This window comes from Roseovarius conchicola, assembly GCF_041403425.1.
Lineage (GTDB): Bacteria > Pseudomonadota > Alphaproteobacteria > Rhodobacterales > Rhodobacteraceae > Roseovarius > Roseovarius conchicola.
In genome coordinates this window covers 70,850-85,107 of the sequence record NZ_JBGEHK010000009.1, presented here as the reverse complement: position 1 = coordinate 85,107, position 14,258 = coordinate 70,850, and the positions used below count along the sequence as shown (strand labels likewise).

13 protein-coding genes are annotated in these 14,258 nt (G+C 61.7%); 3 read left to right on the top strand and 10 right to left on the bottom strand.

Annotated features, from left to right (window positions below; translation table 11 throughout):
- Window positions 1–2: 2 nt before the first annotated feature.
- The 8 genes from V6N02_RS19350 to deoC all read right to left on the bottom strand — a co-directional run bounded on the left by V6N02_RS19350 (window position 3) and on the right by deoC (window position 9,840).
- Window positions 3–995, bottom strand: coding sequence for a hypothetical protein (locus V6N02_RS19350; RefSeq protein ID WP_371228364.1), 993 nt, complete (start codon window positions 993–995; stop codon window positions 3–5).
- Window positions 995–2,086: a GNAT family N-acetyltransferase gene (locus tag V6N02_RS19345; RefSeq protein ID WP_371228362.1), complete on the bottom strand. Its 1,092-nt coding sequence runs from the start codon at window positions 2,084–2,086 to the stop codon at window positions 995–997. Before V6N02_RS19345 ends, V6N02_RS19350 begins: the two co-directional genes overlap by 1 nt.
- Complete coding sequence (locus V6N02_RS19340) at window positions 2,083–3,222, bottom strand: hypothetical protein (protein WP_371228360.1); 1,140 nt, start codon at window positions 3,220–3,222, stop codon at window positions 2,083–2,085. The genes V6N02_RS19345 and V6N02_RS19340 overlap by 4 nt, the downstream gene beginning before the upstream one ends.
- Complete coding sequence (locus V6N02_RS19335) at window positions 3,219–4,091, bottom strand: HesA/MoeB/ThiF family protein (RefSeq protein ID WP_371228358.1); 873 nt, start codon at window positions 4,089–4,091, stop codon at window positions 3,219–3,221. The genes V6N02_RS19340 and V6N02_RS19335 overlap by 4 nt, the downstream gene beginning before the upstream one ends.
- Entirely contained in the window at window positions 4,084–5,043 is a 960-nt protein-coding gene (locus V6N02_RS19330) for a hypothetical protein (protein ID WP_371228356.1), read from the bottom strand. The genes V6N02_RS19335 and V6N02_RS19330 overlap by 8 nt, the downstream gene beginning before the upstream one ends.
- Window positions 5,040–6,398, bottom strand: a complete 1,359-nt coding sequence (locus tag V6N02_RS19325; protein WP_371228354.1) for a cytochrome P450 — start codon at window positions 6,396–6,398, stop codon at window positions 5,040–5,042. The genes V6N02_RS19330 and V6N02_RS19325 overlap by 4 nt, the downstream gene beginning before the upstream one ends.
- 88 nt (window positions 6,399–6,486) lie before the next feature.
- The gene (locus tag V6N02_RS19320; RefSeq protein WP_371228352.1) at window positions 6,487–8,823 is read right to left on the bottom strand and encodes an aldehyde dehydrogenase family protein; all 2,337 of its coding nucleotides are present in this window, start codon (window positions 8,821–8,823) and stop codon (window positions 6,487–6,489) included.
- Between the two features lie 27 nt (window positions 8,824–8,850).
- The gene (deoC, locus tag V6N02_RS19315; protein WP_371228350.1) at window positions 8,851–9,840 is read right to left on the bottom strand and encodes a deoxyribose-phosphate aldolase; all 990 of its coding nucleotides are present in this window, start codon (window positions 9,838–9,840) and stop codon (window positions 8,851–8,853) included.
- Between the two features lie 177 nt (window positions 9,841–10,017).
- Between deoC and V6N02_RS19310 the strand changes: the two genes are divergently transcribed.
- The 3 genes from V6N02_RS19310 to V6N02_RS19300 are packed head-to-tail and all read left to right on the top strand — an operon-like array spanning window position 10,018 to window position 13,125.
- Entirely contained in the window at window positions 10,018–11,499 is a 1,482-nt protein-coding gene (locus V6N02_RS19310; protein ID WP_371228349.1) for a DUF4153 domain-containing protein, read from the top strand.
- 1 nt (window position 11,500) lies between these two features.
- A complete protein-coding gene (locus V6N02_RS19305; RefSeq protein WP_371228347.1) occupies window positions 11,501–12,190 on the top strand; it encodes a response regulator transcription factor in 690 nt (229 codons plus the stop codon).
- A complete protein-coding gene (locus V6N02_RS19300) occupies window positions 12,175–13,125 on the top strand; it encodes a sensor histidine kinase (protein ID WP_371228345.1) in 951 nt (316 codons plus the stop codon). Before V6N02_RS19305 ends, V6N02_RS19300 begins: the two co-directional genes overlap by 16 nt.
- Window positions 13,126–13,128: 3 nt before the next feature.
- On the opposite strand, the gene V6N02_RS19295 is transcribed toward V6N02_RS19300, so the two are convergent.
- Together V6N02_RS19295 and V6N02_RS19290 are read right to left on the bottom strand one after the other, a co-directional pair.
- Entirely contained in the window at window positions 13,129–13,815 is a 687-nt protein-coding gene (locus tag V6N02_RS19295; RefSeq protein ID WP_371228343.1) for a 2-dehydro-3-deoxygalactonokinase, read from the bottom strand.
- Window positions 13,812–14,234, bottom strand: coding sequence for a protein tyrosine phosphatase family protein (locus V6N02_RS19290; protein ID WP_371228341.1), 423 nt, complete (start codon window positions 14,232–14,234; stop codon window positions 13,812–13,814). Before V6N02_RS19290 ends, V6N02_RS19295 begins: the two co-directional genes overlap by 4 nt.
- Between the last annotated feature and the right edge of the window lie 24 nt (window positions 14,235–14,258).

The following is a 14,258-nucleotide window of genomic DNA, read 5'->3' as shown; positions in this document are numbered from 1 at the left end:
GATCAGGGAGGGGGCGGGCCAATCACCTCATCAATAGGGCGCCGCGCCCGTTCAGGTGCGGCGCCGCTGGGCACACCTACGCGCAGGCAGGCAACTATCCTCGCCTGACCCTTCAGGCCAAACCTCGCTAGCCAATCCGCATGGGTGACGGCGTCATCCTTGATCACCGACATGGGCCATGTGGCAAAGCCCATCGCCGTCAGTTCCAATACCCTTCGGTAATAAAGCCGCCCGGCCTCGACCGGGTTCATGTCCTGCGGCACCGTCAGGAAACATACGCCCGCCACTTGCAGGGTTTTATCGCGTTCTGACAAAAGGCCTTGCGCCAGCCCCATCGCGCGCAGACCCCGGAAAACCGGACCCTTCATGATCAGGGGCATTGCCAGCGCCTCGATCCGCGACAACCCAAGCGCGCGCGCGTTCAGGCCGTCATGATCCCAGCGGGGATGGCGCGGACTCATGCGGCTCCACGCCATCAGCTCCTGGCGAAACGCCGATCCCCGAAACCAGCGCAACGACAACGTATCATTCTGTTCGCTCAACTCGCTTAACCCGTCACGCTCCGTAATCAATCGGACATCTTGCGCGGCCCGGGCCCAGCTTTTCAGGGCGCGCATCTGTTCAGTGCTGACCGGTGAAAACCCGGCACGGCAGGTGAATCGTTTGGTCACCCAATCGGCGAGCGGATCAGGAGTCGCCCCACCGCCCACGACGCTGACCGTCGCCAAGACGCCGTGCCCAACGCCGCCATCGCCATAGTGAACGTCAGCCCGCAAACCGTGGCGCGACAGCGCGATCATCATTCCTTCCAGTGCCGTGCCACAGCCAAACAGCGTGTCGTGATCCGTCGGATCAGCGACCGGCAAGGTCGCCTCTGCGGCACAGCCCAAATGCATCTGTTCACCGTCCACCACCCAGCGGGCGGGCTGTGTGTTGTGGGCACTGGGGGCCAGCGCCGCCTCCTCGACCAAAGCGTGAAACAGGGCGTCCTCCATCACAGGTCCTTTCCGAACAGATGCAACTCCTGCAGCCGCCGCGCGCCGGTCTTTTCCATCTGGCGCAAGCTGGCGCGGTTTTCATCGGCGATCCATGTCCCGCCCATCGAAGTGTATCCCGCCGCCAAGGCCGCGCGATTGACGCTATCCACCATATAAGGTGCCAATCCTTTGCCCTGCCAGTCCGGCACCACCCCGTAGTAGACAATCACCGCACGGCGGTTGCCCATCAGATGGCGCAGAACATGCCAAGGCGTGCTGAGGCCAAGACGCCCCCGCATTCTTCGCAACAACGGGTTGAGATCGGGGATGCCGATCAACACGCCGACCGGACGACCCGAAGCGTGCAGCACCACCGACAACCGCTTGTCCATGATCCACTTCAGGTCCTTCGCCTGAAACATGTACTCTTCCTGACTGACCGGAACGAACATCGGATTGGCATCAAAACTGGCGTTCAGGATCTGCCTTGCATCCTCCAGCCGTGCGCCCAGTGTGGCGCGGGTCAACAGGGCCACGCTCACCCCGTCGGGCAAAGACCGGGGCGACCCGGCTTGCGCCTGCCAGACATTCAGATCGGTCTCATGCGTGGCCATTGGAAAGCGACGCTTATACCCGTTCGCCTCTAACAGACCGGCCAACCACGGCGGACTCCACATACAGTCCGAGTAAACCTGATGCTCGAACCCGCCGGTGGCCACGCCCACCATCTGCATCGCAGTCAGGTTGAAATTCCCCCCGATCCGATCGAACCCGCGTGCCCGCGCCCAAGCCTCGGCAGCGTCCAGAAGAGTGCGGGCAACTTCGCCATCATCGGCGCAATCGAAAAATCCGAAATGGGCCGCGTTTTGGCCATGGCGCGTGTTACTGGCGCAATGCACATGGGCCGTGATCCGTCCCACCGGACGGCCGGTGCGGTGACAGGTGAAAACCGCGATGTCATCGGCGCGCTCAAACAGAGGATTATCCTTGGCGCACAAAAACCGGCGCAAATCGGATTTCAAGGGCGAGACATAAGGCTGGCCGCGATAAACCTCAAACGGCACCTGGAAGAAGGCATCAACATCGCCTTGCCGCAGTTCGACGGTCATGGCGCAGACTCGCTACTCATCCGCCGCCCCAGCGCTTTCAACAGGGTCTCGACCTGACCACCCATTTGTGACGGGCCAAGGGTGAACCCGATCAATCGCAAAGGTGCCTGACCAACCGCCACCATATGGGACACCCCGGTGCGCCGGGCGAGTGCCGCCATTTGTTCGTCAAGGTCACGACCCCTCCCTGGGGCTGCCCAGAGAGGTTGGTTCCGAAACTCCTCGGCCAAGGCAGCGGCATCGAACCCCTTCAAATCCGCCTCGGAAAGAAGCACTGCATCCCGACCAGACAGGGTCTCGGCCAGGTGCGCCTCGGTTAAATCGCCCCGCGGGCGCGCCAGAAGCTCAGCCAGCGCGGTGCCAAGGCCCCCTGATGCCAGGCGTGCCGCATCGGCCAAAAGGGCCGCAAAGATCAAGACCGCCAGTAACGTGACCCACATCACCCAGCCGCCATTCAGCGCCAATGCTCCAAGTGCCGCCAGAACCGCAAGGCAGCCAACCGCGCAAACCGCAGGGCGCACGCCCGTCATCCAGCTGCCCGAGGAAACTGCCAGCCAAACAGCGATCAGAACGACCAACGCTGACAGATGCAGCGCTGAACCGGTGCCAAGCATGATGAAATCGGTGGCCACAAGGGGCAGGCTGAGCAATGCCAGGCCCCCGAAAGCGCGCATCTGTTTCGCCTCGGCATCACTGAGCGCGGCGGCAAAGTGCCAGACAAACCAACCGATCCCGGCGATGAACAGCAATTGAAAACCTAACAGGACAGGAAGGTAGGTGCCCGCCGCCGAAGACGGCGCCAAAATTGCTCCGATCACCAATAGCGGCGTTCCGATCAGCAATCCCCATTTCATGACCGGGGGCGCATGGCGGCGCAACGCTGCTTCGGCCACAAGGACCAACGAAAGCGGAATAAAGGCGGCAACGGCCAGCAACAACCGATTACCAAGATCAGCCTGCCCCATCCATGCCGGTATACGAAGCAGATAGAACACCCCCCAAAGTCCGGTTGCCAATCTCAGGGTGCGCATCAGGCGTGGGGTTAGTCCCACGCGGCGCAGGCGCACACGCAGCCCCAAAAGAGCCAGCCCGGCAAGACCGGAGATCAGGCAATCGGCCAGCAGCGCGGTGCTCATCCCGCCTCCATCATCTGTTTCAGTTTACGGCGCACGATCGGACGCAGGATCGCCGCCACCAGCGCGTTGCGCGGCCGTTCGACCCGGGCGCGATAGGGATTGAGAAACCAGCCTCGGTAATCAGTGGCTGTCTTGGTGCCGGTGATCAGGCCCAGTGCCTCGTATCCCATCAACATGCCCGAGGTGATCACCATCGGTGCAAACGACATCCGGCTGCGCGCGCCTGCCGCCACTTCGCCCGCCAGCTCAAGATCAATGTGAAAGGCCGAGGCACTGTGGGTCATCACGTACTCCGCCTCGCCCAGAAACGCGCGGGCGCACTGATCGTCGTTCAAGGCGTCCCAGGCCACGCCTTGCGTCGGATAACGCAACCGTTCCTCCGGCATCGGATCACCGGGGCGGGTCACATAGACCGATGGCAGGGGCGAGGCATAGCTGTCGATCAACGTGCGTCCCCGCGCCCTCGCCGTTCGGTACAGCAACAAGGACGCGCCCAGATCGTCGGTGCCATTGATCACCACATCGGCCTCGGACACGATCCGATCCACATGGCCGGTCCAGTCGTCGTCCAACACCTCAAGCTCGAGTCCGGGATTAATCTGGCGCAGCTGTCCGGCGGTGGCATGGGCTTTGTGCTGATCCACGGTATCCAGCCAGCAAAACACCTGCCGGTTCAGATTGGACACCTCGAATGCGTCGATATCGCAGATGGTCAACCGCCCAACACCCGCCCGGGCCAGCGCAAGAAGGGCGGCACCGCCCATTCCCCCGGTGCCGCAAACGAACACATGGGCGCGACGCAAAGCCTCTTGCTGCGCCTCGGTGACAAATCCCAGATTGCGGGTGGTGAACTCGGCGTAATCAAACATCACGTCTGCTCCGATAGGGCTGTAACCCGTCCCAGTCACGGGCAGTGTCCAGCCAGCACAGCAGCGGGACGATCCACGTCTGCAAAATCGCAAAGCCAGCGGTCATCAACACGGCACGACGCGATTCCCTGGGAACATCGCGCAGGAAGTAGGCGCGCGCGGTGGGCAAATCCATCTGCCCCACCTGCAACAAGTCATCACCGCGCGCATAATCCAGAACCTGCGCGCAATGATCGTTCACATAAGCCTCGCGATGGTGGGCTGCCTCTTCATAGGTTTTCTTCATCGCATCCGACCCACCGGTGTACGCGTTGCGGATCACGAACCCATCTTCTTCAAACCACGCATCGTCGCCTACGCCAAAAACATCCCGATGGTCGCGCATGATGGCCCGCGCGATGCTGAGATGGCGAAACCGGGGGCGATCCTGTTTGGCATCCGGGTAAACATCAGCAAAACTCAGCGCCACACGGCCGATGATGGCTGGCACCTGGCTGACGCTGGTGATCCGCAGGGGCCGCATTCCACCTCGCAGAAACAGCAACACGACGGTAAGACCATAGAGAATCCACGACACCCCGTGCGATTGATAGTCCGGGTCCACCATGGCCAGCCCCAGATGCAGAACCGGAGCCTCGGACACGTCTGTGTCGAGTTCGATCCAGCGCAACGCGTTGAATGCGATCAGCGCGCCAGTCTCGCGGTCATAGATAAGCGTCAAAACGATCGAGCCCCAGATCACCGGATCGTCCAGAAACACGCCGTAATCCAGACTCCCGCGCGGTTCCACTTTCATCGCCAAGGCCGAGACCGCTTCTCTCAGCGCGGCTTGTTCGGAGGCAGGCAACGACAGGCCAGGACGATCCAGAATGCGAATGCGATGCGGGCCGCTGGTAAACTCCAACTGCATATGCCGCCGGGTTAGCGACCGGATAAGCGCAAGGGGTCTCATGCGCCGTTTCCAATCTGTCGCAGGTTAAGGCGCAATGGACCATCGGGACGCAACGTGAAAGTGACAACCGGACGGGGGACCGTGCCTGCACCCGGCAACACCTCGATCTGACGCAGAATCGAGGCCAGCAAAATCATGATCTCGGTCCGGGCATATTGCGCACCGATACAGACACGCGGTCCATCCCCGAACGGAATGAACTGTCCGCGCGGGGGAAGGTGTTCCAGAAAGCGGTCCGGGCGATAGGCTTGCGGCTCGTCCCACAGCGCCTCGTGCCGGTGCAACGCATAGATCGGCAGGAACAGCGCATCACCCTTGCGCAGCGCCACATCGCCCAAAGCCCCATCCTGCGCCACATCCCGTGCGGTAAAGGCAGCGGCGGGATAAAGCCGCAGGGTTTCATTAACATGGGCGGCCAGCAGGGGCATCTTCTCCAACGCCTCGAACGGGACGGGACGGTCGCCACACGCAGCCCGCACCTCGGCGCGCAGTTGTTGCTGTGCCTCGGGATAAATCGACAACAGGTAAAGGCCCCAGGCCAATGTGTTGGCGGCTGTTTCATGCCCCGCGACAACAAAGGTCAGAAGGTTATCGATCGAGGCTTCGATATCCTCGCCATCCTCGTTTAACGCAGCAATCATCAGGTCGAGAAAATCGCGGGGTTCGGAACGGGCCTCGGCCTGCCGCCCCTCAATCACCTGCCGCGCCAGATCACGCATCCGCGTCACCGGTGCGCGGCTTTTTAGCCATTTCAAACGTGGCACCCAAGCAGGCAGACCCATCAGATCAAACAGAGACATATCCCCGACATAGGTATTGTAGCGCCGCAGGCCCTCGCGCACCTCGCTTGGGTCGACCCGATCATCACCGGAAAACATCGCCCGCGTGATATTGGTCAACGTCGCCTCTTGCGCCAGTGCCGCCACGTCGACCTCGCCCCCGGCAATCCCATCGGCCAAGGCCTGCCCGGTGCGGGCAAAATGCCGGGTAAGAACCGGCAGGTTACGCGCGGCGAACAGGGGCGCATAGCGTTTACGCTGCGCCTTCCAGACATCCCCTTCGGACAGCAACATACCATTGCCGATGGCCGACCCGAGAATGTTCTTGGTGACCTGTGACTTGGGAAACTCAGCGGCGCGGGTGACCAGCATCTCACTGATCATGGCAGGGTCACAGATATAGTGAATGCGCGCCGGGCCTTTCAGATAGGTCTGGTGCCGCGTTTCTTCAGGTATCACCGACAACAGGTCCCGCCCGGCGCGGCGTGCAAATCCTATCAGACCCACAGGCTTCTCGGCCATGTCGGCCCGCACAGGTATCGGCAGTTCTGTCGGCTCAATCTTCACAGTACTCATCCTGCCCTTGGGTTGCGGGACAGGATTAACCTAAGCAGCAGCACCCGAAACACCACCGATAATCACCGTAAGGTAGGGAATACCCTACCTATTCACCATACGGCACCCAGATGGTTTTGACCTCGGTCGCAGTCTCCAAAAACGCATGTGAGTCAGCCTTTCGCCAATCTCGCGCCTGGCCGTTGTTGACCCATGTGCGCTTGAGGTTGCCGGCGCTTTCCCGCTCGATCACCGCCGAGATATCAGACGAAGAAAAGCTCCAAACGGCGTCCACATCCGCATGGGCCGCCAGGTCCTTGGCCAGATCGCCATGGGTACCTGTCAGGATGTTGGCCACGCCTCCGGGCACATCCGAGGTTTCCAGCACCTGGATGAAGTCCAATGCCGCCAGCGGGAACGGCTCGGACGCCACCAGAGCAGCACGGTTGCCCATCGCCATGGCCGCGCCCAGCACGGTGACCAGCCCCAGCAAGGGCGCCTCGTCCGGGCAGAACGCACCGATCACCCCCAAAGGTTCACGCATTGCGAGCGCAACGCCTCGCAAGGGCACACCGCGCGTGGCCCCGTCAAACTTGTCCGCCCAGGCGGCCCATGTGAACAGCCGGTCAATCGAGGCGCTTACCTCGGCCTTGCCGTTGCGACCTCCGGTCATAGCGTTCAGACGGCCGGCAAACTCGGCCTCGCGTGCTGACAGGTTCTCGGCCATGAAATACAGGATCTGCGCACGGGTATGGCCGGTGCTTTTGCCCCAGGCTGCAGCCCCGCACGCCGCTTCGACCGCGTTGCGGATATCCTTGCGGTTGGCCACGGGTGCCTGCCCCAACAACTTGCCGGTTTTGCCGTAGATATTGCGGGAATAGCCACCGTCTGGCCGCGCCTGCTTGCCCCCGATATAGAGCTTCGGGGTCCGGTCAATGCCCTCAGCGGCCCCTTGCCCCGTTTGCGCGTCGACTTTCTTAAGTGTCTTGGGTTTTCCTTTGATCCGCGTATAGGCCCGCAGGCCCTCCCAGCCGCCTTCGCGACCGAACCCGCTTTCGCGTACACCGCCAAACGGTGCGGCTGCATCGAACATATTTGTCCCATTCACCCAGACCACGCCACTGGCCAGCTTGGGCGCGATATCCAGTGCAAGGTTCACATTCTCGGACCAGACCGACGCGGCCAGACCATAGCGCGTGTTATTGGCCAGTTGCACCGCCTCTACCGGAGTGCGGAAGGTGGTGCCCACCAGAACGGGGCCAAAAATCTCTTCCTGCATCAACGGATCAGACGGGGCGAGGCCGGTGATCAGGGTGGGAGGATAGTATGACCCTTCCGCGGGCATCTGCATCTCGGGGCTGAAGTGGTCTCCGGCATCACAGCCCTCTACCATTTTGGCCACGCACGCCAACTGAGCCGGGTCGATCATCGCGCCGATGTCGATGCTTTTGTCCAGCGGGTTGCCGATGCGCAGCTTTCCCATCCTCTCGCGCAGTTTTGCATGGAACCTTTCGGCCACGCCTTCCTGCACCAACAGGCGCGATCCGGCGCAACAGACCTGTCCCTGATTGAACCAGATCGCATCAACCAGCCCCTCGACGGCAGAATCCAGATCAGCATCTTCGAACACGATATAGGGGGATTTGCCGCCCAGCTCGAGCGTCAGTGCCTTGCCTTGTCCCGCCGTGGCGCGCCTGATCTGACGACCCACATCGGTTGAGCCGGTGAACGCCACCTTGTCGATGCCCGGATGTGTGACGACCATTTCGCCTACGGCCCCATCGCCGGTTACGATATTGACCACCCCCTTGGGCAGCCCCGCCTGACGACAGATATCAGCGAATAACAGCGCGGTCAGTGACGTCCATTCCGCCGGTTTCAACACCACCGTGTTGCCCGCCGCCAAGGCCGGCGCCACCTTCCACGCCAACATCAGCAAGGGGAAGTTCCACGGGATCACCTGACCACAAACGCCCAGCGCCTCGGCCTCCGGCAGTTCTGCCTCCATCAATTGCGCCAGACCCGCATGATAATAGAAATGCCGCTGGGCTAAAGGCACATCAATATCGCGGGCCTCACGGATGGGTTTGCCATTGTCCAGCACCTCCAGCACCGCAAACAGCCGCGCATGTTTTTGCAACAGCCGCGCCAGGGCATAAAGGTATTTGGCACGTCCATGCCCGCCCAACCGTTGCCACTTGCCCTGCGCCTTGCGGGCGGCGGCCACGGCAGCATCAACATCCTCCTGCGTCGCTTGAGTCAGGGTTGCCAGGGTCTCGTTCGTGGCCGGATTCCTCGACAGAAATCCCTCGCCCGGATCGGTAAAGACCCCATCAATGAATTGACCAAACCGATCCCCCTGATCGACCAGCCAGGCGAAGGCCTCGGCCGCGTTTTCGGGTGCATGTCCATAATCCATGCTCTCGTATATCTCGCGCACGCTCATGTCTTCATCTTGCCCCAAATACTCAAATTATCCCGCCGCATGACGCCACCCCGCTGAATAGGCGCCGGTCACATGATGCTCCAATTGCCGCTCGATATCCCCCAAAAGCGAGGAGGCCCCGAACCGGAACAAGGCCGGAGACAACCACTCATCCCCCAACTCTTCCTTGATCATCGCTAAGTAAACCAGCGCATCCTTGGCCTTGGAAATCCCGCCCGCGGGTTTGTACCCGACGCGCGCGCCGGTGCGGGCGTGATAATCGCGGATCGCGCGCAGCATCACCAATGTGACCGGCAGCGTGGCGTTCACGCTTTCCTTGCCCGTCGACGTCTTGATGAAATCCGCCCCCGCCATCATGCAGATCAGGCTGGCTCGGGCGACATTGCGCAAGCTGCCCAACTCTCCCGTCGCCAGAATGGCCTTCACATGGGCCGCCCCACAGGCCGCACGAAAGGCACACATCTCGTCATAAAGCGCCTTCCAATTACCTTGCAGAACATGGCGACGAGAAATCACGATGTCGATCTCGGCGGCCCCGGCGGCGACACTGCGTTCAATCTCTTGCACGCGCAGATCAAACGGCGACAGTCCGGCGGGAAACCCGGTGGACACGGCGGCCACGGGAATGCCCGATCCGGCCAACGCCTCAATCGCGGGGGCGATCATCTCGTGATAGACGCAGACGGCCCCGACCGTCAGGCCCTCCATCCCCAAAGCGTCTAACATATCCGGCCGCACCGGTTGACGCGCCTTCGCACAGAGCCGCGTAACGCGGTCCGACGTGTCATCGCCCGACAAGGTGGTCAGGTCCATGCAACTGATCGCCCGACACAGCCACGCGGCCTGATAATCTTTCTTGACGCTGCGCCGCCCCGGCAGGGTTTTGGCCCGCCGCTCAATCGCCGAAGTGTTGGCCTGAACACCCCGCACCCAGTCCAAATCAAGCGCCATACCGGGGTTGCGCGCCTCGGGGGCCAGCGGCAGGTGCAGGGTTTGGTCGGGGGTGGCAGTCTGCATGGGAGGCCTCGTGCAAAAGCGGTCGCGGCAGGGTCGCATGGCGCAGCATCCTTGGCAAGAATGCCGCCGGGTGATCCGCAATGATCTGCACAAAAACTGCTGAACCCCTCACCGCCCCCTGCACCCTACCCTCCTAAAGCTGCTTCAAGGGACATAAGAATGTGAAGGAGCAGACCCATGAAAATCTTCCTCGTCAAAGGCGTACCTGCCTCGATCCAGCGTGACAGCTGGTGGATGGACGGCCCTATCCACAGGCGGCCTACACCGCCCAAGGGCGGCACCGCCAAACCGGGGCGTTGGGATCGTCCGGCGTTGTTAGTGGCGCTGATACTGCTCGCCGATCTGTTGCTATGGGGAACCGCACCCGGCCTGTCGCTGGCACTGTTTGGTCTGTGCCTTCTGCTGGCTGCATTCGTTCTGACGCGTGGACGGGGATGGGGAGGGTTGATCCTTGGCGAGGCGATGTTTTTGCCCTTGATCGAACAGGTTCAAACGCTCTCATTGCTGTTCTGGGCCGCAGGCCTGTTGCTGGGAGGGACATGGATCGCGCTCGGGGGCTGGCCCGGATTGCGCGCAGCGGCACTTGGTGCAATTCGCTTTCTGGCCCTTGGCCCATTACAATCCTTATACGATTTGCGCGCTGGATTAGCGCTACGCGCTCCGGAGCGCCCGATCGCAGAAAAAATCGGCAGCCTGACCTTGGGCTGGGCCCTGCCGGTGGGGCTGGGCCTGATCTTTCTCAGCCTGCTGTTCGAGGCAAACCCGGTGGTCCAGTCCTGGGCTGCACAGCTCGAAACGGTGCGTACACCAACCCTGAGCCGCGTGTGTTTCTGGTTTGGCATGGCCCTTCTGATCTGGCCGTTTCTGCGCCTCGCGGTGCTGCGTCAACGCCTGACTATCAGCGCACCCGCGCCTCTTATTGGTCCCCGCTGGCGGCCCGGCATTCTGAATCCCGATGCGGTGCGTCGTTCATTGATCCTGTTCAACCTGTTGTTCTTGGCCCAGACAACGATGGATGCGACCTATCTTCTGGGGGGTGCTGCGCTGCCCGAAGGCATGAGTTATGCGCAATATGCCCATCGCGGAGCATACCCATTGCTGCTGACCGCGCTTCTGGCCGGGGCGTTTGCCCTGATCGCCCGGCCCTTCACGGATGTGGACCGGACCCTGCGGATGGCCCTGCTGTTCTGGATTGCCCAAACCATTCTGTTGGTGCTGTCGTCTCTCTTGCGCCTCGACCTTTACGTTGAGGCCTATGGGTTGACCCGCCTTCGCATGGCGGCGGGCATCTGGATGGGCGTGGTGGCCACGGGGCTGGTCCTGACCCTGTGGCAGATCGCTGCAAAACAGGGCACCAGTTGGTGGTTGAAACGTTGTGCGATGCTGGGGGCGGTCACCCTTTATACCTGCATGTTCTTCAGCTTTGATCGTCAGATTGCGCGTTACAACCTGACCCATGGCTTCACCGAGGATGCCCATTACATCTGCACCCTTGGCCCCGCGGCGTTGCCGGAAATCCGCCGCCATGCGCCGGACCTGTGCGATTACTATCGCGGCCCCTACGCTCCCTTTGTTACCGACTGGCGCGAATGGGGCTTTCGCGACTGGCGGGTTTTACGTAGCCTTGCCGCATTGAACACGCAGGCAGCAGATATCTGACATGGCCGATATTCTGATCATCGATGATGACCCGCAAATCCGCGACGTGCTGCGCATTGCACTCAGGCAGGCCGGGCATAAGGTAGCCGAGGCAGGCGACGGCGCCGAAGGGTTGGCCAAGGCAAAGAATGGCAAGGCCGACCTGATCGTGCTGGACATCGGCTTGCCGGAAATGGACGGGCTTGAGCTGTGCCGCCGTTTGCGTGCGGATCGCGAGACGCCGATCCTGTTTCTGACCGCGCGCGATGACGAGATTGATCGCGTGTTGGGGTTCGAACTGGGCGGAGATGATTACGTCACCAAACCGTTTTCGCCGCGGGAATTGATCGCCCGGATCAGAGCAATCCTGAAACGCGTCGGCGCAACGCCGACTGCGGGAGAGGCGATGTTGCAACGCGGGGCATTACGCCTTGATCCCACGCGCCACCTTTGCCAGTTCGCCGACACAGCGATCACACTGACAGGGCGTGAGATGGCGCTGCTGGAACATCTGATGCAGCATCCCGATCACGTGGCCACCAAGGCGCAACTGACCGATGCAGTCTATGGCCATGCGATCCATGTTTCCGACCGAACGCTGGACAGCCATTTGCGCAACCTGCGTGCCAAGCTTTCCGAGGCCGGATGCGACGGGGCCATCGAAACGGTCCACGGCGTCGGCATTCGGATGGGCCCATGCCCGAGCGCATAAGGCAAAAGTGGCGCCCCCCCCTGGCGCTGGTGATCGGGGGCACACTCGCCTCGATCCTCGCGGTGCCAATGATCGGGATCGGGTATTTCAAACTGGCCGGGTTTATCCTGGGCTGGGGCGAGACGACGTTGATGATGTTTGTGCTGGCGTTGGTCTCGACCATCATCCTGGGTTTTCTGCTGTGGCGGCTGGTGCTGAAACCGGTCTACACCCTGACCGCCCATGCGGACGCGATCAAGGAAGGGCGCACTGACATTCCCCTGCCGCCACAGTTCGGCACGCCCGAGATCACCGCACTGGGGCAAGCGGTACTGGAAATGGGCACTACCCTGCGTGATCGCGAGACGGGGTTGCGCGCCTATACCAATCACGTCACGCACGAATTGAAATCACCCCTGACCAGCCTGATCGGAGCTGCGGAATTGCTGGAAGAGGCCGATGACAAGGATCGCGACCAACTGATCGGCACCATCCGCACTTCGGCCCGCAACATGGAAACCCAACTGGACGCCCTGCGCCGTCTGGCCGTGGCCCGCGAACCTGTGGGCAAAGGGCCTGTGCAGCTGTCACTGGTTGTTGCAGCCATGCGCAACAACTCCCCCCTGCCCATAACCCTGACGGGCGATGCGGTGCTGCCTATTGACGAAACCGCCATGGCCGCCGTGCTGGGGCATCTGGCGGGCAATGCAGCGGCCCATGGCGCGGACAGCCTGAACCTGACTGGTTTTGAGCACGGGCTAGCGATTGAGGACAATGGAACCGGCATTGCGCCCGGCAATCGCGACCGAGTGTTTGATCCGTTTTTCACCACCCGCAGGGGCAGTGGTGGTACCGGTATGGGGCTGGCTATTGTGCGCACCATGCTACAAGCGGTTGGCGGCGAGATTGAACTGGAACCCTCCGATACCGGTACCCGGTTTCGCATCACCTTTTAGCTGTTAAGGCGCAACCCCAAGCGCAGCGCCCAACGCCTCAAGCCCGGCAGGGATCAGATCGGCACTGTCATGGCAGGTCACCGGGCATCCTTGTGACTCGATCGCCTTTTCATAAGTCGTGATCAACGGGCCGTCGCCGATCACCGCCACCTGCTGTCCCAGCCAATAAGGCCGGGCAGCGGCCAGTTCTGCGCCGATCAGGTGGCCGGTGATGGCAGTCGGCTGACCTGACACCTCGGCGATACGCAAATGCCCGGCAAGGCGTTCGGGGCGGCTAAGGCTGTCGGTGATCGCCTGCGTATCGGCGGTCTGCGCACCATTCAGGGAGGCAATCAGGCGGGGCGACAGAAAGCTTTGGCTGCTGACCACTTCGATTGCACTGAGGTGAATCCAGTGGCTGACATCGCCGTGCAAGGCACAAATCACCCCATCCCATGGCCCTTGCCGGGCCAGGAAGCCCGCAATCCAGATACGCACCCAGGCGCTGATCACATCGGCAGGACTGTCTTGGGTCAGGCCGGGCAGGACGGCCCCACCATCGGGCAACAGGGAGGCTGGCAGGTTGTCAGGTTGACCGTCACCTACGCGGACCACCACCACGCCCGTAACATCCTGATCCGCGGCCAGCACATCACCTTGCATCACGTAGGATTGGTCGCCGCCGATGGCTGCCCAGCGTTCGGCACTCATCCGCGATGCTGGTGAAGCTGATGCAACAGGCCAGACATGTCATATCCTGCCGCCTGAGTAGCGCTAAGAATATCAGCATCCGGCAAGGTGCCATACTGCGTAATCGTCCAGAGCATCGCGCAGCGTGTCCCCGACCGGCAATATGCCAGCATCGGTCGCGGCATTTCCTCCAGAGCCGTGCGAAACGCATCAAGATCGCTTTGGTGAACACTACCCGAGATGATAGGTACCCAGCGCACCTCAAGCCCTTCGGCCTTGGCCACCGCCTCGATACTGGCGAAATCGGGTTGTCCCAGCTCTTCACCGTCCGGACGGTTACACATCACCGATTTGAAACCGGCCCCGGCAAGCTCATGTATGTCCTCGGGCGTGATCTGGGGCGACACCGAATAACTTGGAGAAAGCGTGCGCAAGTCCATGACAAAGGCTCCTCTGTGATGCCT

Coding starts and splice junctions, on each gene's coding strand:
- V6N02_RS19350 (WP_371228364.1), bottom strand. CDS start 995: ATGGAGGACGCCCTGTTTCACGCTTTGGTCGAGGAGGCGGCGCTGGCC.
- V6N02_RS19345 (WP_371228362.1), bottom strand. CDS start 2,086: ATGACCGTCGAACTGCGGCAAGGCGATGTTGATGCCTTCTTCCAGGTG.
- V6N02_RS19340 (WP_371228360.1), bottom strand. CDS start 3,222: ATGAGCACCGCGCTGCTGGCCGATTGCCTGATCTCCGGTCTTGCCGGG.
- V6N02_RS19335 (WP_371228358.1), bottom strand. CDS start 4,091: ATGTTTGATTACGCCGAGTTCACCACCCGCAATCTGGGATTTGTCACC.
- V6N02_RS19330 (WP_371228356.1), bottom strand. CDS start 5,043: ATGAGACCCCTTGCGCTTATCCGGTCGCTAACCCGGCGGCATATGCAG.
- V6N02_RS19325 (WP_371228354.1), bottom strand. CDS start 6,398: ATGAGTACTGTGAAGATTGAGCCGACAGAACTGCCGATACCTGTGCGG.
- V6N02_RS19320 (WP_371228352.1), bottom strand. CDS start 8,823: ATGAGCGTGCGCGAGATATACGAGAGCATGGATTATGGACATGCACCC.
- deoC (WP_371228350.1), bottom strand. CDS start 9,840: ATGCAGACTGCCACCCCCGACCAAACCCTGCACCTGCCGCTGGCCCCC.
- V6N02_RS19310 (WP_371228349.1), top strand. CDS start 10,018: ATGAAAATCTTCCTCGTCAAAGGCGTACCTGCCTCGATCCAGCGTGAC.
- V6N02_RS19305 (WP_371228347.1), top strand. CDS start 11,501: ATGGCCGATATTCTGATCATCGATGATGACCCGCAAATCCGCGACGTG.
- V6N02_RS19300 (WP_371228345.1), top strand. CDS start 12,175: ATGCCCGAGCGCATAAGGCAAAAGTGGCGCCCCCCCCTGGCGCTGGTG.
- V6N02_RS19295 (WP_371228343.1), bottom strand. CDS start 13,815: ATGAGTGCCGAACGCTGGGCAGCCATCGGCGGCGACCAATCCTACGTG.
- V6N02_RS19290 (WP_371228341.1), bottom strand. CDS start 14,234: ATGGACTTGCGCACGCTTTCTCCAAGTTATTCGGTGTCGCCCCAGATC.